General features: G+C 30.4%; 26 protein-coding genes, 6 tRNA genes and 2 riboswitches. Of the genes, 27 read left to right on the top strand and 5 right to left on the bottom strand.

Annotated elements, in window-relative coordinates; translation table 11 throughout:
• The first annotated feature begins 115 nt into the window (after nucleotides 1–115).
• From NON08_RS06965 to NON08_RS07035, 15 genes are all read left to right on the top strand, one after another.
• Nucleotides 116–192 (top strand) — tRNA-Pro (locus NON08_RS06965).
• 3 nt (nucleotides 193–195) lie between these two features.
• A tRNA-Gly gene (locus tag NON08_RS06970) sits at nucleotides 196–271 on the top strand.
• Nucleotides 272–289: 18 nt separating this feature from the next.
• Nucleotides 290–366: transfer RNA gene (locus NON08_RS06975), tRNA-Arg, on the top strand.
• 4 nt (nucleotides 367–370) lie between these two features.
• Nucleotides 371–446 (top strand) — tRNA-His (locus tag NON08_RS06980).
• A gap of 17 nt (nucleotides 447–463) precedes the next feature.
• A tRNA-Lys gene (locus NON08_RS06985) sits at nucleotides 464–539 on the top strand.
• A 7-nt stretch (nucleotides 540–546) separates the two neighbouring features.
• Nucleotides 547–629 (top strand) — tRNA-Leu (locus tag NON08_RS06990).
• A 72-nt stretch (nucleotides 630–701) separates the two neighbouring features.
• Nucleotides 702–1,436 carry a tRNA pseudouridine(38-40) synthase TruA gene (gene truA / locus NON08_RS06995; protein WP_256690737.1) on the top strand — a complete coding sequence of 245 codons (735 nt, stop codon included), beginning with the start codon at nucleotides 702–704 and terminating at the stop codon, nucleotides 1,434–1,436.
• A gap of 8 nt (nucleotides 1,437–1,444) precedes the next feature.
• Nucleotides 1,445–1,897 (top strand): GNAT family N-acetyltransferase, encoded by a 453-nt coding sequence (locus tag NON08_RS07000; protein ID WP_256690740.1) that lies wholly within the window; start codon nucleotides 1,445–1,447, stop codon nucleotides 1,895–1,897.
• 83 nt (nucleotides 1,898–1,980) lie between these two features.
• Entirely contained in the window at nucleotides 1,981–2,391 is a 411-nt protein-coding gene (locus NON08_RS07005) for a Fur family transcriptional regulator (protein WP_256690741.1), read from the top strand.
• Nucleotides 2,392–2,440: 49 nt separating this feature from the next.
• The gene (locus tag NON08_RS07010) at nucleotides 2,441–2,812 is read left to right on the top strand and encodes a desulfoferrodoxin family protein (protein WP_256690743.1); all 372 of its coding nucleotides are present in this window, start codon (nucleotides 2,441–2,443) and stop codon (nucleotides 2,810–2,812) included.
• Nucleotides 2,813–2,833: 21 nt separating this feature from the next.
• Nucleotides 2,834–2,995 carry a rubredoxin gene (locus NON08_RS07015; RefSeq protein WP_256690744.1) on the top strand — a complete coding sequence of 54 codons (162 nt, stop codon included), beginning with the start codon at nucleotides 2,834–2,836 and terminating at the stop codon, nucleotides 2,993–2,995.
• 88 nt (nucleotides 2,996–3,083) lie between these two features.
• Nucleotides 3,084–3,857, top strand: coding sequence for an MBL fold metallo-hydrolase (locus tag NON08_RS07020; RefSeq protein WP_256690745.1), 774 nt, complete (start codon nucleotides 3,084–3,086; stop codon nucleotides 3,855–3,857).
• Between the two features lie 9 nt (nucleotides 3,858–3,866).
• Nucleotides 3,867–4,445: a uracil-DNA glycosylase family protein gene (locus tag NON08_RS07025; protein ID WP_256690746.1), complete on the top strand. Its 579-nt coding sequence runs from the start codon at nucleotides 3,867–3,869 to the stop codon at nucleotides 4,443–4,445.
• A 1-nt stretch (nucleotide 4,446) separates the two neighbouring features.
• Nucleotides 4,447–5,499, top strand: coding sequence for a glycosyltransferase family 9 protein (locus tag NON08_RS07030; protein ID WP_256690747.1), 1,053 nt, complete (start codon nucleotides 4,447–4,449; stop codon nucleotides 5,497–5,499).
• Between the two features lie 50 nt (nucleotides 5,500–5,549).
• A complete protein-coding gene (locus tag NON08_RS07035) occupies nucleotides 5,550–6,296 on the top strand; it encodes a YebC/PmpR family DNA-binding transcriptional regulator (protein WP_256690748.1) in 747 nt (248 codons plus the stop codon).
• 33 nt (nucleotides 6,297–6,329) lie between these two features.
• Here the strand turns inward: NON08_RS07035 and NON08_RS07040 are convergent, their stop codons facing one another.
• From NON08_RS07040 to NON08_RS07050, 3 genes are read right to left on the bottom strand one after another with little or no spacing between them, the layout of a single operon-like run.
• Entirely contained in the window at nucleotides 6,330–6,785 is a 456-nt protein-coding gene (locus tag NON08_RS07040; protein WP_256690749.1) for a DUF4402 domain-containing protein, read from the bottom strand.
• A gap of 48 nt (nucleotides 6,786–6,833) precedes the next feature.
• The gene (locus NON08_RS07045; protein ID WP_256690750.1) at nucleotides 6,834–7,262 is read right to left on the bottom strand and encodes a DUF4402 domain-containing protein; all 429 of its coding nucleotides are present in this window, start codon (nucleotides 7,260–7,262) and stop codon (nucleotides 6,834–6,836) included.
• A gap of 44 nt (nucleotides 7,263–7,306) precedes the next feature.
• Nucleotides 7,307–7,744, bottom strand: a complete 438-nt coding sequence (locus NON08_RS07050; RefSeq protein ID WP_256690751.1) for a hypothetical protein — start codon at nucleotides 7,742–7,744, stop codon at nucleotides 7,307–7,309.
• Nucleotides 7,745–7,825: 81 nt separating this feature from the next.
• A riboswitch (cyclic di-GMP riboswitch) is annotated at nucleotides 7,826–7,901 on the bottom strand.
• 169 nt (nucleotides 7,902–8,070) lie between these two features.
• On the opposite strand from NON08_RS07050, the gene recG reads away from it, so the two are divergent.
• Nucleotides 8,071–10,131 carry an ATP-dependent DNA helicase RecG gene (recG, locus tag NON08_RS07055; protein WP_256691231.1) on the top strand — a complete coding sequence of 687 codons (2,061 nt, stop codon included), beginning with the start codon at nucleotides 8,071–8,073 and terminating at the stop codon, nucleotides 10,129–10,131.
• Nucleotides 10,132–10,185: 54 nt separating this feature from the next.
• A complete protein-coding gene (locus NON08_RS07060) occupies nucleotides 10,186–11,895 on the top strand; it encodes a proline--tRNA ligase (RefSeq protein WP_256690752.1) in 1,710 nt (569 codons plus the stop codon).
• 34 nt (nucleotides 11,896–11,929) lie between these two features.
• Here NON08_RS07060 and NON08_RS07065 read toward each other — a convergent pair whose 3' ends face one another.
• Nucleotides 11,930–12,520, bottom strand: coding sequence for a sigma-70 family RNA polymerase sigma factor (locus NON08_RS07065; RefSeq protein WP_256690754.1), 591 nt, complete (start codon nucleotides 12,518–12,520; stop codon nucleotides 11,930–11,932).
• A 260-nt stretch (nucleotides 12,521–12,780) separates the two neighbouring features.
• Between NON08_RS07065 and NON08_RS07070 the strand changes: the two genes are divergently transcribed.
• Both NON08_RS07070 and NON08_RS07075 read left to right on the top strand, forming a co-directional pair.
• Nucleotides 12,781–13,143: a hypothetical protein gene (locus tag NON08_RS07070; protein ID WP_256690755.1), complete on the top strand. Its 363-nt coding sequence runs from the start codon at nucleotides 12,781–12,783 to the stop codon at nucleotides 13,141–13,143.
• A gap of 12 nt (nucleotides 13,144–13,155) precedes the next feature.
• Nucleotides 13,156–13,941, top strand: coding sequence for a family 1 encapsulin nanocompartment shell protein (locus tag NON08_RS07075; protein ID WP_256690756.1), 786 nt, complete (start codon nucleotides 13,156–13,158; stop codon nucleotides 13,939–13,941).
• 54 nt (nucleotides 13,942–13,995) lie between these two features.
• Here NON08_RS07075 and NON08_RS07080 read toward each other — a convergent pair whose 3' ends face one another.
• On the bottom strand, nucleotides 13,996–14,709 hold the full coding sequence (locus NON08_RS07080) for a porin family protein (protein ID WP_256690757.1): 714 nt from the start codon (nucleotides 14,707–14,709) through the stop codon (nucleotides 13,996–13,998).
• A gap of 189 nt (nucleotides 14,710–14,898) precedes the next feature.
• Between NON08_RS07080 and NON08_RS07085 the strand changes: the two genes are divergently transcribed.
• The 8 genes from NON08_RS07085 to gpmI all read left to right on the top strand — a co-directional run bounded on the left by NON08_RS07085 (nucleotide 14,899) and on the right by gpmI (nucleotide 20,713).
• A complete protein-coding gene (locus NON08_RS07085; RefSeq protein WP_256690758.1) occupies nucleotides 14,899–15,849 on the top strand; it encodes an RluA family pseudouridine synthase in 951 nt (316 codons plus the stop codon).
• Between the two features lie 48 nt (nucleotides 15,850–15,897).
• On the top strand, nucleotides 15,898–16,512 hold the full coding sequence (locus NON08_RS07090; RefSeq protein ID WP_256690759.1) for a ribonuclease HII: 615 nt from the start codon (nucleotides 15,898–15,900) through the stop codon (nucleotides 16,510–16,512).
• Nucleotide 16,513: 1 nt separating this feature from the next.
• Nucleotides 16,514–16,876: a YraN family protein gene (locus tag NON08_RS07095; RefSeq protein WP_256690761.1), complete on the top strand. Its 363-nt coding sequence runs from the start codon at nucleotides 16,514–16,516 to the stop codon at nucleotides 16,874–16,876.
• Entirely contained in the window at nucleotides 16,860–17,081 is a 222-nt protein-coding gene (locus tag NON08_RS07100) for a zinc ribbon domain-containing protein (RefSeq protein ID WP_256691232.1), read from the top strand. The genes NON08_RS07095 and NON08_RS07100 overlap by 17 nt, the downstream gene beginning before the upstream one ends.
• A 121-nt stretch (nucleotides 17,082–17,202) precedes the next feature.
• Nucleotides 17,203–17,685 carry a ComF family protein gene (locus NON08_RS07105; protein ID WP_256690763.1) on the top strand — a complete coding sequence of 161 codons (483 nt, stop codon included), beginning with the start codon at nucleotides 17,203–17,205 and terminating at the stop codon, nucleotides 17,683–17,685.
• Nucleotides 17,686–17,706: 21 nt separating this feature from the next.
• Nucleotides 17,707–18,297 (top strand): hypothetical protein, encoded by a 591-nt coding sequence (locus NON08_RS07110; RefSeq protein ID WP_256690764.1) that lies wholly within the window; start codon nucleotides 17,707–17,709, stop codon nucleotides 18,295–18,297.
• Between the two features lie 114 nt (nucleotides 18,298–18,411).
• Complete coding sequence (gene tpiA / locus NON08_RS07115) at nucleotides 18,412–19,170, top strand: triose-phosphate isomerase (protein WP_256690765.1); 759 nt, start codon at nucleotides 18,412–18,414, stop codon at nucleotides 19,168–19,170.
• Nucleotides 19,171–19,192: 22 nt separating this feature from the next.
• The gene (gene gpmI / locus NON08_RS07120; protein ID WP_256690766.1) at nucleotides 19,193–20,713 is read left to right on the top strand and encodes a 2,3-bisphosphoglycerate-independent phosphoglycerate mutase; all 1,521 of its coding nucleotides are present in this window, start codon (nucleotides 19,193–19,195) and stop codon (nucleotides 20,711–20,713) included.
• A gap of 52 nt (nucleotides 20,714–20,765) precedes the next feature.
• A riboswitch (Lysine riboswitch) is annotated at nucleotides 20,766–20,942 on the top strand.
• Nucleotides 20,943–21,042 lie beyond the last annotated feature (100 nt).

Raw genomic sequence — 21,042 nt, forward strand, 5'->3', positions numbered from 1 at the left:
TATAGAAATAAATATAAAAATAAAAAATAAAAAAAATAAAAAACTTTATTGACAGAAATAATAATTTGTGATACTATAATTTTGTAGCGAACAAGAGCTACGAAAAATAAATAGTCGGAATATAGCGCAGTCCGGTAGCGCACCTGCCTTGGGAGCAGGGGGCCGCAAGTTCGAATCTTGCTATTCCGACCATCTGCGGGAGTAGCTCAGTTGGTAGAGCGTCAGCCTTCCAAGCTGAATGTCGCGAGTTCGACCCTCGTCTCCCGCTCCAATTTAATATTTATCAAATGTGTCTGTAGCTCAGCTGGATAGAGCAACGCCCTTCTAAGGCGTGGGTCAGGAGTTCGAATCTCTTCAGACACGCCATTTGGTGGCCGTAGTTCAGTTGGTAGAGCGCCAGTTTGTGGCACTGGTTGTCGCGGGTTCGAATCCCGTCGGTCACCCCAAATAATTTTATAAAGATGCGTCATTAGCTCAGATGGTAGAGCACACGACTTTTAATCGTGTTGTCACTGGTTCGAGCCCAGTATGACGCACCATCTTTTTGCGAGGGTGGCGGAATTGGCAGACGCACCAGACTTAGGATCTGGCGTTTCGACGTGAGGGTTCAAGTCCCTCCTCTCGCACCACATATGATATTACAGAGTCTTGATTTTTCAAGACTTTTTTTTATATATAAGCAAAAGGAAAAGGAGAAGGAATTGGTAAGAAATATAAAATTGACATATAGTTATGATGGAAGTGAGTTCTATGGCTTTCAAAGACAACCTAATTTAAGAACTGTTCAAGGAGAGCTAGAAAAAGTTTTGAAAATAGTATTTAAAATTGAAATTGATTTAGTTTCAGCAGGTAGAACAGATAGAGGGGTTCATGCTAAAAAGCAAGTTTCTAATTTTTTCACGACTTCAAAAATACCTTTAGAAAAAATAAGGAAAATTTTGAATGATCTTCTGCCTAAAGATATTTTTATTTTAGAGGTTGAGGAGATGGATGTAGAATTTAGTTCAAGATTTTCTGCTACATATAGAGCTTATGAATACTATATCGGTGAGGAGAAGAATCCGTTTCAATCGAGATACGTGACTTTTGTAGAAGAGAGTTTAGATTTAAATAGATTAAATAATATAGTTACACCTTTGGTTGGAAGGCATAATTTTTCTAATTTTAGACTTTCAGATTGTGGAAGTAATACTACTATTAGAGATATATATGAAGCTAAATTTCAAAGAGTTGATGAAAAAACTATTAAATTATATGTAAAAGGAAATGCCTTTTTAAAATCTCAAATAAGAATAATTGTTGGAACAGTGTTGGCTGTTTATTTTGAAAAAAAACCAAAAAATTATTTGATAGAGATGTTGAATAATCCAGATGTTCATTATCCTAAAATAGTTGCAGAACCTAATGGACTACATCTATTCGATATAGGATATTAGGAGGAATTATGAGAGTGGTAGAAGTGCAATCAAAAGATCGAGAATTAATAGAAAAGATATATTTGAATGAGTTAGAAAGTTTTGGAGTTATGGGTGGAGCTGATATGTGGATGATTATGAGCTTTATACGATATGGTAAACTTTATACTTTAGTGGATGAAAAGGATAATTTGTTGTCAGTTGCTCAATATCAAGGGGTCATTGGAAAACAAGAAGCTTTTTTATATGGATTTTCAACTTCTTTAAAGGAAAGAGGAAAGGGATATGGAAAAATACTTCTGAAAGATACTCATAGAAAATTAAAAGATATAGGAATAAAAAAAATCTACCTCACTGTAGATCCTCAAAATAAAATAGCTATAAATATGTATGAAAAAGAAGGGTATAAAATAGAAGAATTACAACAAGATGAGTATGGTAGAGGAGTTCATAGATATTTAATGATGAAAAAGTTAATGTGAAATCTTGACAAAAATACTAAAAAAGTGTATATTAAAAGAAAAAGAATGGTTACAAAATTGTAATTATTTCAAAAGGAGGAAACATGTATATTGAAAATATAGGTGAACATCTAAAAATACATGACATAAAACCTTCATATCAAAGAATGAAAATATTTGAATATTTGTTAGAGAATAAAACTCATCCAACTGTAGATGAGATTTATAAAGCTTTATGTCCTGAGATTCCTACTCTTTCAAAAACTACAGTTTATAATACATTAAATCTTTTTATAGAAAAAGGGATAGCTAAAGTAATAACAATAGAAGAAAATGAAACGCGATATGATGTTGATACACATGTACATGGACACTTTAAATGTGTAGAGTGTAAAAAAGTGTATGATATTCCAGTTGTAATAGATCAACTTATAACAGGAAATATGAAAGAATTTAAAATAGATGAGTATCATGTTTATTTTAAAGGAATTTGTCCTCATTGCCAGAATAAATAAAGTGTTTTATAAAGTTAAAACTATTTTGAATTAGTTTAAGGAGGTTGTTATGAAAGTTTATGAAATTTACAAAGTGAAAGAAAATCCTGTATTAGTAGAGGTAGTTGTAGCTGATAAGGAGGATGTTGTAATAGAAGGATTAGAGTTAGTGAAAGAAAAAACTCAAGATGCTTCAACTGAAAAACATGTACCTTATGTAGAAGAAAAAGAGGATGGATATCTAGTAAAAGTTGGAAAAGAAGCAGCACATCCGATGACACCAGAACACTATATTCAAATAATTGAAATTTGTGTAGACGACTTTTTATATAGAAAATATTTAAAGCCAGGAGAAGCACCAGAAGCATATTTTAAAGTTCCAAAAGGTGCAAGCGTATGTGCAAGAGAATATTGTAATATTCACGGGTTATGGAGTAATTAAGAGAAATGAGGGGGTTTTTTAATGAGTAAGCACATGAGATGTGTTATATGTGATTATGTTTATGATGAATCGGTTGGAGATCCTGAAAATGGTGTAGCTCCAGGAACAAAATGGGAAGATGTACCAGAAGACTGGATATGTCCACTTTGTTATGTAGGAAAAGATCATTTTGAAGAGATGTAATTAGAAGAGATAACCTCTTAGCAAGTATATGCTAAGAGGTTTTTTTATGATATAATATAAAACAGATTATTTGTTGAAAGGAAGTGCTATGAAGTTAGCAGTACTAGGAAGTGGAAGTAAAGGAAATTCTATATTTTTAGAAACTGATAATATAAACTTATTGATAGACGCAGGATTTAGTGGAAAAAAAATAGAGGAGCAATTAAAGAAAATAGGAGTAGATATTTGTAATATAGATGGGATTTTAATAACTCATGAGCATGGAGATCATATTCAGGGTGCAGGTATAATATCTAGAAAATATGATGTTCCAATCTATATTACAAAGGAAAGTTATGAAGCGGGAGTTTTAAAGCTAGGAAAAATAAAAGATGAAAACTTAAGATTTATAAATGAAGCTTTTTGGGTTGGAGAAAGTATGGTTTATCCATTTGATGTAATGCACGATGCTGAAAGAACGATAGGTTTTAGAATAGAGGAAAGTTCAGGTAGTAAAGTTGCAATAGCAACAGACTTGGGGTACATTGATAATACTGTTAGAGAATCCTTTAGAGATGTGGACGTAATGGTTATAGAGTGTAATTATGATTATCATAAGTTAATGGAATGTTCTTATCCATGGGATTTGAAAGCTCGTGTAAAAAGTAGGAATGGACATCTTTCAAACAATGATTGTGCAAGATTTGTAAAAGAGATGCATCATGAGAATTTAAAAAAGGTGTATTTAGCTCATATGAGTAAAGATAGTAATGATCCTAAAATTGCTATTGATGCAGTTTTAGACGAACTACTGAGACACAACATAGATATATCAATAGAGATAGCTCATCAAGATATATGTAGTGAATTGATTAAGTTTTAGGAGGTTGTTATGGAGGAGATTCAAAAAATATTGGAAGAGCTAAAGTTTGAAATAGGGACAACAGATGCTTTGAAAGATACTAAAGAAAAAATTGTTTTAGGAACAGGAAATTTTACTGGAAATGTTCTTTTTATAGGAGATGACGTAAATTTATATATAGATGAAAATTTTAAGGTAAAACCGGGTTCTAGTGGAGAGTTCTTAATAAAACTTTGTGATATAGTTGGATTATTGCCGGAGGATTACTATATTACTACACTTACAAAATCAGAGAAAAATTATAGAGAGTTAGAAGAAAAAGATAAAAGAGATTTGAAAGAGTATTTAATGGTTCAAATATCACTTATGAACCCTAAGGTTATAGTGTCCTTAGGACAAGATGTAGCAGAGCTTTTACTTGAAAGAGAATTTAAGTTTCTTCAAGAAAAGGGTAAAGTTATGAATTGGAAAGGCGACATAAAATTGTTAGTGACATATGATGCAAATTTTGCTAAAAAATCAAGGGATGATGGTGGAAAAAGAGCTAAAGTAGCAGTGGATTTTTGGGGAGATTTAAAAACAATAAAAAATTTAATAGAGGAGATCTAGGATGAAGATTTTAGTGGTTAGATTTAAACAAATTGGGGATGCAATACTCTCTTCTGTAATATGTAAAAGTTTAAAAGAGACATATCCAGAAGCAAAGATAGATTACGTTTTATATGATCATGTAGCACCACTATTTGAGCATCAAGAATATTTAAATAAAGTTATATCGATTTCTAAGGAAGAGCAAAAGAATCCTTTTAAATACTTGAAAAAGGTTTGGAATGTAACAAGAGCCGATTATGATATTGTTATAGATATAATGTCAACTCCTAAAAGTGAAGCATTTACATTTTTCTCTAAAAAAGCTAAGTATAGAATAGGAAGATGGAAACCTAAAAGAGGTTATACTTACACTCATAGTATTCCTGAACCTTCAAGTGAATATGATAAAGCTGAGAAATTCTTAAAAATGTTAGATCCACTTGTAAATGATGGTATAGATGTAAAGCTAGATAAGAATTATTCTTTAACATTTTTAGAAGAAGAAAAAGAAGAGTTGAGAGAAAGAATGATACAAGCAGGGGTAGACTTTAGTAAAATAATTATCCCTCTTGCTATAAATTCAAGGAGAGAACCTAAAGTATATCCAGTTGACCTAATGAGAGAGTTAGCAAAGAAAATTTTAGATACGTTTAATTGTCAAATAATTTTATATTATTCTCCAAATGAAAAAGAGTTCGCTAAAAAATTTCATGAAGCTCTTAATTGGGATAAAAGAATAATTTCGGATATAAACACAAAGAGTATCAGAGAACTAGGATCTCTTCTTTCAAATTGTGATATTTTTGTGGGGAATGAAGGTGGACCAAGACATTTGGCTCAAGCCATAGATATACCAAGTTTTGCTATATTTAGTCCAGGATCTAGTAAAAGAGATTGGTTATCTAGAGATAATAAAAGACATGAAGGAATAGAACCAAAAGAGATTTTATCAGACGAGACATATGAAAATTTATCATATGAAGAAAAATATAGATTGATAACTCCTGATATAATTTTAGATAAAGTAAAGGAAAAAATGTTGTTAGTGCCCAAATATATTGAAAAAAAATAGGGCTTATGATAAAATTTAAAGAGATATTTAAAAAATAAGGAGGAGTTTTTGTGGCAGGACATAGTAAATGGTCTAATATAAAGCATAGAAAAGGTGCTCAAGACGCTAAAAGAGGAAAACTATTCACAAAATTAGGAAAAGAGTTAACGATAGCAGCTAAGGAAGCTGGAGGAGATCCTAACTTTAATCCTAGATTAAGACTTGCAATAGATAAAGCAAAAGCTGCTAATATGCCAAAAGATAACCTGGAGAGAGCTATCAAAAAAGGTACTGGAGAACTTGATGGTGTGGATTACATGGAGATTAGATATGAAGGGTATGGTCCAGAGGGAACAGCTTTCATAGTTGAAGTTGTAACTGATAATAAAAATAGATCAGCTTCAGAAGTAAGAACTGCATTTTCTAGAAGAAATGGAAACTTAGGTACAGATGGTGCTGTATCATGGATGTTCCAAAGAAAAGGAGAAATTATTGTTGCATCTGAAGGCGTAGACGCAGATGAGCTAATGATGGCTGCTTTAGAAGCTGGTGCGGAAGACGTTAAAGAAGAAGATGGAGAATTTACTGTTTTAACAGATTCAGCAGAGTGTAATACAGTTGCAGAAGAATTGAAAAAAGCTGGGTACAATGTAACTGAAGCTGAAGTTGCAATGATTCCTGATAATAAAGTTCAAATTACTGATTTAGATACAGCTAAAAAAGTAATGGCATTATATGAAGCGTTAGATGATTTAGATGATGTTAATGATGTTTATTCAAACTTTGATATATCAGATGAATTATTAGAGCAATTATAAAAAGAAAAAGATAGGTCCTGTTTTAAACAGGACCTATTTAAATCTTACTTTCATAGTTAAAGTTCCGGAATAATCACCAACAAGTGCATTAGGAGGGACTATAAGTTCAGTGTCAAAAGAATATCTATATTCTCCTTTTTCATTTAATTTTGTATCATTTCCATCATTTTTTTCATTTTTTAATTGAACACTTAAAGTTTGAGAATTATTTTCTTTATGAATAAGGGGAATAGAATTTTTTTGAGCGTTTATATTTTTTTCATTAAGAGTTATATCAACATCTTGTTTTGGTTCTCCATAGATTGTAAAAATATGTCTTGTAGTTGAATGGGTAGAACCCTGAATTATTTTTCCATAGTTTATATCACCATTGTGAATAACTCGTAAAGGTTTTATAACAGTTGCCTTTATATCCATATTTTTTTCTGAAGTATTAGAAGAAAATATACTGGTAAAAGTTAATAAAAATAAAGTTAAAATTAATGCCATAAATAACCCCCTATATGAAAACAACTGGGATTTCCCAGTTGTTTATTATTATTGATATTGAACTCTAGCTACTAAAGTTCCAGTATATGTTCCAACATGTTGATCTTTAGGAACATTTAAAAATCCTTGAACAGAAACATTAGCATTTCCATCTTTATCTAATGATTTAGGAAGCTGAGTTTTTATTCCAACAGCTAGAGACGTTTTAGCTTTTTGATTAGATAATAAAACTGAATTATCAATTGTAACAATTATTGGCTGTCCTTTTTCACCAGTTATAGTATATCCAGAATCAGCAGTAGCTGTAGTTCCTTGAATTATATTTCCAAAATCCATATCACCAGTTTTAGCTATAGTTAAAGGTTTTATTACCGTCGCTGTTATATTCATAGTAGCAGATTTTTCTTCATTTCCATGTGGAGCTGCAAAAGTTGTCATAGCCATAGTTAAAGATAAAAGTGTTAATAGTTTTTTCATAGATTTAATTTTCTCCTGTAGTTTATATTTTAGATATTTGTTTATTATTGGTATTGAACTCTAGCTATAATTTGTCCTTTGTAAGTTCCTGGAGCAGTTTCTGTACTAGGAGTGATACTACCATAGATATTTAAAGGGAGTTCACCATCTGTTCCTAGAGCATATCCAGTTAAAGGCATAGGCATATTTAATTCTATTGGTAGAGTTGATCTAGAGACTACATTAAATAAATTTTCAGGAAATGTAGTAGTAACAGTTATCTTTTGACCAGGTTCTCCATTTATTAAATACTTTCCTGTAGCAGTAACTTTATTTCCTTGAATAACAGTTCCGAAGTTCATATGATCTACAACTTCAACAGTAAGAGGTCTAATAACAGTAGCAGTAATATTCATAGTAGCAGATTTTTCTTCATTTCCATGTGGAGCTGCAAAAGTTGTCATAGCCATAGTTAAAGATAAAAGTGTTAATAATTTTTTCATAATTTTATTCCCTCCCATAATTTCATAAAATTTTCAAAATAAAAAAGCCAGTTGCATTTATACTCTGGATAACCAAAGTGTAATAGCAACTGGCTGTCATTTTAAAGACCCTATAGTTTTGCGTCATAGAGTTTCCTCTACTTTGCCTATTAATTTTATACAATAATAATATATTAAAAGATGAAAAATGTCAAACAAAAATTACAAAAAAAGAGAAGATATTTTTTTCACAACTCCTTATTTTATGGGTGTTTATTACAAAAATATAAAACATATTATAAAGTGTACAAAAGGATATACAAGTATGTTATAATTAAAAAAAGGTGGTGATTGAGATATATAAAAATATTTATAAGGAGATAGAGCTCTTTAACTTAAAAGGAGTTTCTACTGCAACTTATTCTAAACTAAAAAAATTAAATATAGAAACCCTTTATGAACTGATATATTATTTTCCAAGAGCTTATGATGATAGAACAAATTTGAAGAAAATAGGTGAATTAAGAGGAGATGAATATGTTGTTTTAAAAGGAAATATAATGAATATCTCTGCTCCTCCTACAAGAACAGGAATGAAAATGATAAAAGCCACAATAAATGATGGAACGGGAGTTCTTGAAGTGATTTGGTTTCAAAGACCGTATTTAAGAAATAGTTTAAAAATGGGTGAAGAATATATATTTATAGGAAATGTGAAAAGAGGATACACTTTTCAAATGACAAATCCAGAGTTTAAGCTTTATAAAGGGCAAGAAAATAAAGGAGAGATATTACCAATATATAGCTCTATAAAAGAGTTGAATCAAAATAATATAAGAAAGATATTAAAAGAAGCTTTAAAAGATTACTTGAATTTATTTGAAGAAAATATTCCAAGTGAAATCATAGAAAAATATAGATTGATGGATAGAAAAAAAGCTTTGAAAGAGATTCATTATCCAACTAATCCAAGAAATTTAGAAGAGGCAAAAAGACGTTTTGCAATAGAGGAATTACTTATTTTAGAAATGGGAATACTTCAGAAAAGATTTGAAGTAGATATGAATAATAAGAATATATATAATATAGAAGGAAAAAAAACTTTAGTCACAAAATTTTTAAAAGATCTACCTTTTTCTTTGACAACAGCTCAAAAGAGAGTTATAACAGAAGTGTATAAAGGAATAAATGCTGGTAAAATTATAAATTATCTAATTCAAGGAGATGTTGGGAGTGGGAAAACAATAGTTGCAGTTCTGCTGCTACTATATATGGTGGAAAATGGTTACCAAGGAGTTCTAATGGCTCCTACAGAGATTTTAGCAACTCAACATTATCTGTCAATTTATGAAACTTTAGAATGTTTAGGTATAAAAGTTGAACTTTTAACTGGAAGTGTAAAAGGGAAAAGAAAAAGCGAAATTCTAGAGAGAATAAGAACAGGGGAGACTAATATTGTAGTAGGTACTCATGCTATAATAGAGGAAAGTGTAGAGTTCTTTAAACTAGGGTTAATAGTTATAGATGAACAGCATAGATTTGGTGTTTTACAAAGAAAAAGATTAAGAGATAAAGGGGTTTTAGCTAATTTAATAGTTATGAGTGCTACCCCAATTCCTAGATCTTTAGCACTTAGTATCTATGGAGATTTAGATGTGGCAGTTATAGATGAACTGCCTCCAGGAAGGAAGCCTATTAAAACTAAATGGATAAGTGAGAAAGAAAATGAAGAAAAGATGTTTAGTTTCATAGATAAAAAATTAAAAGAGGGAAGGCAAGCTTATTTTGTAGCATCTTTGATAGATGAAAGTGATAAACTTTCAGCTAAATCAACAGAAGAGCTTTATCAAGAGGTATTAAAGAATCTTCCAGGATATAGAGTTGGTATTTTGCATGGAAGAATGAAAAATAGAGAAAAGGATGAAATTATGCATCTTTTTAAAAATCATAAGTTAGATATTTTGGTTTCAACGTTAGTAATTGAAGTAGGGGTGAATGTTCCTAACTCAAGTATAATGGTCATAACAAATTCTGAACGTTTTGGATTAGCTACTTTACATCAGCTTAGAGGAAGAGTTGGAAGAGGGCAACATCAATCGTATTGTTTTCTATTATCTTCTACAGAAAATGATAACTCAGCTGCAAGACTTAAAGTTTTAGAAAGTACAGAAGATGGATTTAAAATTGCAGAAGAGGATTTGAGACTTAGAAAAGCAGGAGAAATGTTTGGTGTAAAACAAAGTGGTCTAAGTGATCTTAAGTTTATAGATATTGTCCATGATATAAAAACAATAAAGTTAGTAAAAGATATATGTATGGATTATTTAAAAGATAATGAAGGAAAAATTAAAAGTGAAATTTTAAAATGGGATATAGAGGAAAAGTTTAACAAAAGTTTGACCTCGTAAAAGATGTTATGATAGAATATGAGGTAAAATTAATTAAAAAAAGTGGAGGATAAGATGAGATTAAGTAAATACTATGTAAAAACTCTTAAGGAAACTCCTAAAGAGGCAGAAGTAATAAGTCATAAACTATTACTGAGATCTGGAATGATCAAAAGATTAGCAAGTGGAGTTTATACATACCTTCCTTTAGGTTTAAAAGCTTTAAAGAAAGTTGAAAATATTGTAAGAGAAGAGATGGATAGAGCTGGAGCTCAAGAAATATTTATGCCAGTATTACAACCAGCAGAGCTTTGGAAAGAAAGTGGAAGATGGGATGTAATGGGTGCTGAAATGATGAGAATTCAAGATAGACACTCTAGAGAGTTTGCATTAGGACCAACACACGAAGAGGTAATAACGGATATTATTAGAAATGATATATCATCTTATAAATCTTTACCATTAAATTTATATCAAATTCAAACTAAATTTAGAGATGAGAGAAGACCTAGATTCGGACTTATGAGAGGAAGAGAGTTTATGATGAAGGATGCATACTCATTCCATGCAAATAAAGAATCTTTAGATGAAGAATTTGAAAATATGAAGGCTGCTTATACAAGAGTATTTGAAAGATGCGGACTTAAATTTAGAGCAGTTGAAGCAGATTCAGGAGCAATTGGTGGAAGTGGATCACAAGAGTTCCATGTACTAGCAGATTCAGGAGAGGACGAAATCATTTACTGTACATCATGCGACTATGCAGCAAACGTTGAAACAGCAACAAGTACAATAGTTGAGTTACCAAAAACAGAGGCATTAGAGATTAAATTAGTAGATACGCCAAATGTATCAAAAATTGTTGATGTTGTGGAATACTTAAATGTACCTGTAGAGCAAACTGTAAAAGCTATGATGTATAAAGATGTTGTAACAGATGATGTTTATATGGTTCTTATAAGAGGGGATTTTGAAGTTAATGAAGTTAAATTAAAAAATATAATTGACACAATAGATGTTGTATTATTGACTGATTCAGAAATTGAGGATTTAGGATTAGTAAAAGGATTTATAGGACCAGTTGGTGCTGATCTAACAAAAATAAAAGTTATAGCAGATAAGAGTATTGTAGGAATATCTAACCACACAGCAGGTGGAAATAAATTAGATACACATTATATTAATGTTAATTATGGAAAAGATTATGAAGCTGAAGTAATTGCAGATGTAAGAACAGTAGTAGTTGGGGAAAAGTGTCCAAAATGTGGTGGAGAACTTGCAAGTGCAAGAGGAATCGAAAGTGGACATATATTTAAATTAGGTGATAAGTACTCAAAAGCATTAAATGCAACTTTCTTAGATGAAAATGGTAAGAGTCAAGTTATGGAAATGGGATGTTACGGTATAGGAGTTTCTAGAACTATGGCGTCAGCAATTGAGCAAAATAATGATGAAAATGGAATTATTTGGCCGTCAGCAATTGCACCTTTTGTAGTTGAAGTAATACCGGCAAATATGAAATCAGAAGAGCAAGTGACTTTAGCAGAAGAGATCTATAAGAATTTCCAAGAGGCTAACATTGATGTTGCATTAGATGACAGAGATGAAAGAATAGGATTCAAATTTAAAGATGGAGATTTAATAGGATATCCATTTAAAATTGTAGCTGGAAAGAAGGCCGCAGAAGGTATTGTTGAATTAAAAATTAGAAGAACAAATGAAACAGTAGAAGTTAATAAAGATGAAGTTGTTTCAAAAGTAAAAGAATTGATGAAACAATATTAATAAAAATAAGGAGAGGTATTACCTCTCCTTATTTTTATTTAGAGTAAGAACCTAAATAAATTAGGATTTTTTTCTTAATTCTTTGAATAGTATTGTCTATTTTTTTTGGAGGTTCATTTAAAAAATCAGCAATCTCAACATAAGTATACTCTTTACATAAGTATGCAAAAACTTTTTTTTCTAAACTACTTAAATTTTTCTCTAGAAAATCACCTAATAAGTTAACTAACTCTTTTCCTAAGAAAATATCTTCAGGAGAATAAAAACCTAAAGAAGGTCTTCTATAATGGATGGTTTCTTCATGATTTGAATAGCCTTCTCCTTGCATAGCTAAATTTAAGTTTTTGTATTTATCAGAGTTATGATTTTTAACAGCTGTAATCATCTGTCTTCTGATACAAAGATTAGCAAAAGTGCTAAAACATGCGTTTCGTGTTTCGTCATAAGATTTTATAGCCTTGATAAGTCCTATAAATCCCTCTTGCATCAAATCGTCACTATCTCCACCTTTTAGAAAGAATGAACGATTATTTTTATAGATTGCACCTTGATATTCTTTGATGATTTTTTCAATTGATTCTTCGTCTCCGTTTTGTGCTAAAATTATATCTTCTTTTTCAATCATAGTTATGTCCCCCGACCTTTCTAAAAATTAAATAAAAAAAATAAAAAAGCTAAACTTTTAAAAGAACCTTGTTTTTTTAAAACAAAAAACAATACTATAATATTATGATATCAGAAAAAAATGCAGTTATCTATATTTCAATTTTTCCAAAATATAGTTCCTATTTGAATTATAAATTTAAAAATAAAATTTAAAGAAGGAAAAGCTCAAAAAAAATGTAGTAAACATTAGGAGTATTTTTATCAAGTGGAGGTGTTTTTATGTTAAATGGAATAAGCAAAAAAGCTACAGATTTAGATTATGCGATTCAGAGCTTGAAAGAGGAGTTACAAGCTGTAGATGACTATAATCAAAGAGCTGAAATGGCAGTGGACCCCGAGTTAAAAGAAGTTATGATTCATAATAGAAATGAAGAGATGGAACATGCAGTTATGATTGTAGAATGGTTAAGAAGAAATCAATTTGAATTTGGAAAAGAGATGGAAGATTACATATTTAGACAGGGTAAAATTGTAGGTATAGAAGCTCAATTAATGGGACGAAATGGAGCAGAAGAAATGCCTCAAACTAACAAACAAGGAAATAATGTAAAATCATTAAATATAGGTTCATTAAAGGGATAAGGAGGAAATAATATGGATTTTTTAAAAAAAGAGTTAGCACCAATAAGTGAGCATGTGTGGAAAGAAATTGAAGATAGAGCTAGAGAGGTTTTAACAACTCAATTATCAGCAAGAAGATTTGTTAGAGTAACTGGACCTATAGGAAAAGAAAAAGGTGGAGTTAACACGGGAAGATTAGCAATTCATAAAAAAGATGATCTAAGCTACGGAGTATATCAAACACAACCTTTTGTAGAAAATAGAATAACTTTTAAGTTAAGTAGATGGGAACTTGATAACTATGAAAGAGGAGCAAGAGATATAGATTATACTAGTTTAGATGAAGCTTTAAAAAAAGCAGCGAAATTTGAAGAGGAAGCAATTTATTTTGGATTGGATGAAGCTTGTATTCTTGGTCTTTTTAAAGATGATAAACAAACAATTGATTTTGGAAAAACAGAGCCAGAAACAATAAAGAACTTAATGTATGGAGTTTCGAAGCTTAGAAATACAGGATTTAGTAAAGGTCCATATGCGTTAGTTGTTGGACTTGAAAAATTTATATATTTAAATATGGTTAATTTAAATGACTCTTTAGCGAAAAGATTAGAAAAGATTTTAGGGATGCCAATAATAGTTTCAAATAATATAACTGGAGCTTTATTAGTGCCATATGATAATGAAAATATAGAACTTATTTTAGGAGAGGACTTTTCTTTAGGATATCAAGGGCATACAAATGAAGAGGTAGAATTATTTGTTACAGAAACATTTACATTTAGAGTATTAGATGATACAAGAGTTGTAACTTATAAATAAATTAAAAAGGAGATAACTAAACAGTTATCTCCTTTTCTATATTTAAAATGCTTTCTACCAGATATTAAATCTGTAACCAACTGAAAGAGTAACTCTCTCGTAGTCGTTATCAAATTTATCGCTACCATTATTTCCGTCAACTTTAGTTTTAGCATAGTTAGCACCATATAAAACATCTACGTTAAAGTCTTCGTATTGAACTCCAACACCAGCTGCCCAATATAATCCATCGTCAACTTTAGTTCCCCAGTCTCTATCAGGAGTATTTACACTCTTTGAGTCAAAGTTAAATGAGTAACCAACATTAGCTTTGATATATGGAGTAGCAGCCCAATCCCAGTAATTGATATCATATCTACCAGTTACATATAAAGGAACTGAAGAGAATTCTCCTCCAGAAACACCATTAGAAGATTTTCTCTTCATGTGATGTTGATAAGCAACTCCAAGACCTAGATCGAAATAGTCCCAAGACTTGTAAGCTTCAATAGCTAATTCTCCACCAAAGTCTTTAGTTTTTTTAGAAAGATCAGTATCATAAGCTTCATGTCTGTTAAAGTTTCCATATTCACTCCAGAAATCCCATCCAGCTCTTAAGTTAATGAATCCCCAAGGGTTTTCAACAACTGGAGCTACAACTACCTCCTCGATTACAACTGGCTCAGCTACAACCTCTTTAGAACTTGTAACAGGAGCAGCAACCTCTTTCGCTTGTGCTACAGCAGCAAAAGCAAATAAAGAACATGCTAAAAGTGTTAATTTTTTCATAAAAATAACCTCCTCGTCTTAATTAATCTCCTTAAATTAAAAATGGAATTAATATTTCTTCACCATTCTGTAACATATATACTCAAAAAATTTCAATTTCTTTTTTTTTTGAGTAATAATTTTGTAATAGAAAATAACTTATGATATAATTTTATCTAGAAAGTATAGAGTTAAATTAGGATGTGACGTATGGAGAAATATAAAGAAATTATAGAGATAATTGTAAAAGATGAGGACAAAGGAAAGCGATTGGACAGCTTTTTAAGTGAAAATTTTGAAGATGCAACAAGAAGCTATATTCAAAAACTAATAGATAATGAAAATGTAGTTATAGATAATAAATCTAAAACAAAAAGTGGAAATAAATTAAAAGGAAAAGAGAAAATAATTGTAAAAATTCCAGAGGATGAACTTTTAGAAGTTTTACCAGAAAATTTACCGATAGAAATTGTATATGAAGATAAAGATTTAGTAATTATAAATAAAGATGCTGGAGTAATAGTTCACCCAGCTCAAGGTTATTATACAGGAACTCTTGTAAATGCAGTACTTTATCATATAAAAGATTTATCTACAATAAATGGTGTAATAAGACCGGGGATTGTTCATAGACTAGATAAAGATACTAGTGGATTGATTGTAATTGCTAAAAATGATATAGCACATGTAAAACTAACAGACATGTTTAAAGAAAAAACTATTGAAAAAAGATATGTTTGCATATGTAAGGGGAATTTTAAAAGTTCAAGTGGAAGAATAGAAACTTTAATAGGGAGAGATCCAAAAGATAGAAAAAAAATGGCTGTTGTTGATGATAATGGAAAGATAGCCATAACAAATTATGAAGTGGTAGATAGTGTGCCTGGATTTTCGTTAGTTGATGTGGGTATAGAAACAGGAAGAACTCATCAGATAAGAGTACATATGAAAAGTTTAAATCACCCTATTTTAGGAGATTCTGTATATGGTAATACTTCAGAAGTTGCTAAGCGACAGATGCTTCATTCTTATTACTTAAAATTTAACCATCCAATAACAAATAAAGAATTAGTAATTTTAGGTCAATTAAAAGAGGATTTTAAAATAATTGCTAAAAAATTAAAGCTGGATTTAAATAAGATTTATAGACTATATAAATAAAGGAAAACTAAAAAAAAATAGGTAGAAATTATGAATAGTGGAGATAAAATGAAAATAAAAAATGAAATGTACATTTTTGATTTAGAAAATGGAAAAATAGTTGGGGTTGATGAAGCAGGAAGAGGTCCTTTAGCTGGACCAGTTGTAGCAGCTGTAGCTAAGTTAAAAAGTTTTGATGAAAAACTAAATAAAATAAATGATTCTAAAAAGTTGTCTGAAAAATCAAGAGAAGAACTGTTTGAAATTATTAAAGAACATTTTTATATAGGAATAGGAATAGCTACTGTAGAAGAAATAGACAATGTAAATATATTGAATGCAACTTTTTTAGCAATGAGAAGAGCCCTTGCTCAAATAGAAGATGAAAAAATATTTTTTGAAAGAGTATTAGTGGATGGAAATCATAAAATTAGAGAATATTCTGGAGAACAGCTACCTATAATTAAAGGTGATTCTAAAAGTTTATCTATAGCAGCAGCATCTATAATTGCTAAAGTGACTAGAGATAGAATAATGTTAGATATAGCAAAAGATTATCCAGAATATGTTTTTGAAAAGCATAAAGGATATGGAACTAAATTACATCGTGAAATTATAATAACAAAAGGACCTATAGAAGGAATTCACAGAAAAAGTTTCTTAAAGAAAATTTTAGGAGAGTAAAATGATGAATAAAAGAAGCAAGGGTAAAGAATATGAAGAGAAAGGTAAAAAATTTTTAGAAAGTATTGGTGTAAAAATATTAGATATGAATTTTCAAGGTTCCTTCGGTGAAATAGACATAATTGGCTATGATGATAATACCCTTGTTTTTTTTGAAGTTAAATATAGAAAAAACGATTATTTTGGTTTGCCACAAGAGGCAATAGATAGAAAAAAAAGGAATAAAATATATATAACAGCAAAAGAGTTTATAAGAAAAAATAGGTTAGAAAATGAAAAAATACGTTTTGATGCAATAGTTTTTTTTAGAGAAGATTTAGATTGGATTAAGAATATTTTTTGGGGTGATGAACTTGGAATATAGATGTTTAAAATGTGGAAGTGATAGATACATAGTCAAAACTGCAGTAATACCAGAAAAAAGCCCTGGATTAAAGATAGAGATAGGAACTTATTATGTAAAAACTTGTGTAGAGTGTGGCTATACTGAGTTTTACTCAGCTAAAATAGTTGATAAGGAATTTGCAAAAAGTAAAAAAGGAAAGCGGTATGCTAAAGCGACTCCTTAGATTATTTTTATTTGATAATACCTGTTCTTTATGTAATTGTCATCTTGAGACTGAAGACTACTTATGTTGCAAATGTAGGATAAAACTTGAAAAAATGAGTACTCTAAAGCAAAGAAAAAATTTGTATTATTTATATTATTATACAGATGTAAAAAAAATAATATTTGATTTGAAATTTAAAAACAGAAAAGGGGTTTCAAAAAGTCTAAGTAAGTATATTAAAACTTCGATAGACAGTATAGTGATGAAAGAACAAATAGACACGATAATATCTGTTCCAATAAACAAGAAAAGATTCTTAGAAAGAGGATATAATCAAGTTGATGAAATTCTAAAATCAGCGAATATAAAATTTGAGAGTATTGAAAGAGTTAAAAATACAAAATATATGTATAAGATAAAAAATCATATTGAAAGAGAAAAAAATATAAAAAATGCTTTTAAAATAAGAAGTGATTATTCTCAAAAAAAAATATTAATAGTTGATGATATTGTCACTACAGGAACAACAATAAAAGAGTTAGAAAATGAACTGTTAGAAAATCAAAAAGCAGAAAAAGTAGTTTTTTTTACATTAACTGTAGTTAGAGAATATTTTAAATGACTGAATTAAGGATGGGTGGAAATGGAGATTTTTATAAATGGAGAAAAAATAAATATTGGAATAAAAAATACTAAGTTATTAAATGTTCTAGAAAAGATAGAGGCCAATGTAATAAAACATGGGGAAGTAATTGTTGAATTGAAACTAGATGGAGAAATGGTAGATGGGAAATCATTACCATTGAATAAAAAGGTTAAAGTTTTAGAATTGACAACTCGATCTCATAGAGAGATTTTAATAGAATCATTGTATCTTTTAGAGCCATATACAGAAAGATTTTTTGAAAATTTTGATGAGCTAGAAGAAGATGTTCAAGATTTGACAAAGATAATAGAGATGGTAAGCTTTGTTGAATGGGTATTAGGAATAGTCTTATCTTTAAAGGAAGCTACAGCGATTGATCTTATATATACAGATTATAATGATTACGCACAAGAGTTTAAAAAATATGCAGAAGAAGCTTTTGAGGCCTTTAAAAAAGAGGATTTTGTAGAACTTTTAGAAATTTTAGAAGGAGCTATAGTTCCTTTAGTTGAAGACTTACTTATAAATTCTAAAGACTATTTGAAAGAAGTTTTAAAAGAAGAAAGTAGAAAGAAATTCTTGAATTAGAGAAAAAAGTACTCAAAATAGGATGAAAATATAGACAATATGGTGCGTGTTAAAAAGGAAAAAATTATGTTATTATAAAATTAAAATTAATAAAAGTTTTGGAGGGAGAAATCAATGAGAAAAACAATAATCGCAGGAAACTGGAAAATGAATAAAACAGTAGCAGAGACAAAAGCTACATTATCAGAGTTAAAAGAATTAACAAATGGTGTAGAAGGAGTAGAAATTGTAATTGGAGCTCCATTCACAGCTTTAGAATCGGCTGTAAAAACTGTAGAGGGATCAAATGTTGCAATAGCTGCACAAAATATGCATCCAAAAGATTCAGGAGCGTACACTGGAGAAGTATCGCCAGTTATGTTAAAAGAGATTGGAGTAAAATATGTTATATTAGGTCACTCAGAAAGAAGAGAGTATTTCCATGAAACAAATGCTTTCATTAATGAAAAGGTAAAGGCAGCTTTAGCTCACGACTTAATCCCAATTCTATGTATTGGAGAAAAATTAGAGGAAAGAGAATCAGGAAAAACATCTGAAGTAAACGAAAAGCAAATTAGAGAAGGATTAGCAGGATTAACACCTGAAGAGGCAGTTAAAGTTATTGTAGCATATGAGCCAGTATGGGCTATAGGAACTGGAAAAACAGCTACACCTGAGATGGCAGAAGAGACTCATAAAGAAATAAGAGATGTTTTAGCAGCTATGTTCGGTGCAGAAGCAGCAGCAGAGATTACAATCCAATATGGTGGATCAATGAATGCTAAAAATGCAGCAGAGTTATTAGCTATGGAAGATATAGATGGAGGACTTGTTGGAGGAGCTTCGTTAGATGCACCTACATTTATTCAAGTTATAAAAGCAGGAGCGAAATAATAAAAAATTAGGAGGCTTAAAAATGGCTAAAAAACCTTTAATGTTAATGGTTCTTGATGGGTGGGGATACAACCCAAATGCAGCAGAAAAAAATGCTATAGCAGAAGCGAAACCAGAAAATTTTGAAAGATTATTTAATACTTATCCACATACATTGATAAAAGCATCAGGAGAAGCTGTGGGATTACCAGAAGGGCAAATGGGTAACTCAGAAGTAGGACACTTAAATTTAGGTGCTGGAAGAGTTATTTATCAACCTCTAGTAGAAATTACAAAAGAGATTAGAGATGGAGAATTTTTTGAAAAAGCTAAAGTTGTAGAAGCATTTAACTATGCTAAAAATAATGATAAAGCAATTCACTTCATGGGACTTTTATCAGATGGAGGAGTTCACTCTCATATTAATCACCTATTTGGATTATTAGAGATGGCAAAAAGAACAGGATTAACAAAAGTGTATATCCATGCATTTATGGATGGAAGAGATACTGCTCCTACTTCAGGATTAGAGTTTATAAAAAAATTAGAAGAGAAAATAAAAGAGATAGGGGTAGGAGAAATTGCTACTATTTCTGGAAGATACTTTTCAATGGATAGAGATACTAACTGGGATAGAACAGAAAAGGCTTATGATGCTATAGTAGGAAAAGTTGAAGTGACTGAAAAAACTCCAGAGCAGATTATAGAAGATTCATATGCTGAAAAGATAACTGATGAGTTTATAAAACCAGTTTTATTAACAAAATCAGGAGAGGTTAAAAAAGGGGATGTTGTAATAAACTTCAACTATAGACCAGATAGAGCTAGACAAATAACAAGAGCTTTAACAGATAAAGATTTTAAAGGATTCCAAAGAGAATATTTAGAGCCTAAATACTACTGCATGAGACAGTATGATTCGACTATAGATGCAGAAATTATTTATACAGATAAAGACATAACTAACACTTTAGGAGAAGTTATATCTAACCACAACTTAACTCAGTTAAGAACAGCTGAAACTGAAAAATATGCACACGTTACTTTCTTCTTTAATGGAGGAAAAGAAACTGAATTTAAAGGTGAAGAAAGAATATTAGTTGCATCTCCAAAAGTTGCAACATATGATTTACAACCAGAAATGTCAGCTCCAGAATTAACAAAGAAAGTTTTAGAAGCTTTAGATTCTGATAAGTTTGATGTTATTGTAATGAACTTTGCTAACCCTGATATGGTAGGACACACTGGTGTATTTGATGCAGCTGTAAAAGCGATAAAAGCTGTTGATAAAGGTGTGGGAGAAATTGTTAATAAAGTACTAGAGTTAGATGGAACAGTATTAATAACAGCTGACCATGGGAATGCAGAAAAAATGGTGGATCCAGTAACTAATGAAGCGTTTACTGCGCATACAACAAATGAAGTACCATTTGTATATGTTTCTAATAATTTTAAAGGAGAATTAAACCACGGAAAGTTAGCTGATGTGGCTCCAACAATGCTAGAAATATTACATATTGAGAAACCTGCTGAAATGAACGGTGTTTCTTTAATAAAAAAATAATTGACAGAGAAAACAAATAATGATACTATAATTTAAAGTTTCGAAAATTTAATATTTAGGTAGAGGTTGCGAATAACAAGAGTAACTCAATGGAGCTAGACAGAGCTGTGAAGTTGAGAGAAAGGGGAATTCGCCGAAATAAAGATTGTGTCAAAAATCTTTATTGGGCATGTGAAAAAAATTCACATGACTGTCATCAGATGGACTCTGGTGTTGTGCTATCCAAAATTTGTGATATATTTTGCAGATTAGCTACCGTATTTTTTATACGGTAGTTTTTTTTACCTAAAATTTCAGTGAAACTAAACTAATAAAATTAAACTTGGAGG

It is taken from the genome of Cetobacterium sp. NK01 (genome assembly GCF_024506395.1).
GTDB lineage: Bacteria > Fusobacteriota > Fusobacteriia > Fusobacteriales > Fusobacteriaceae > Cetobacterium_A > Cetobacterium_A somerae_A.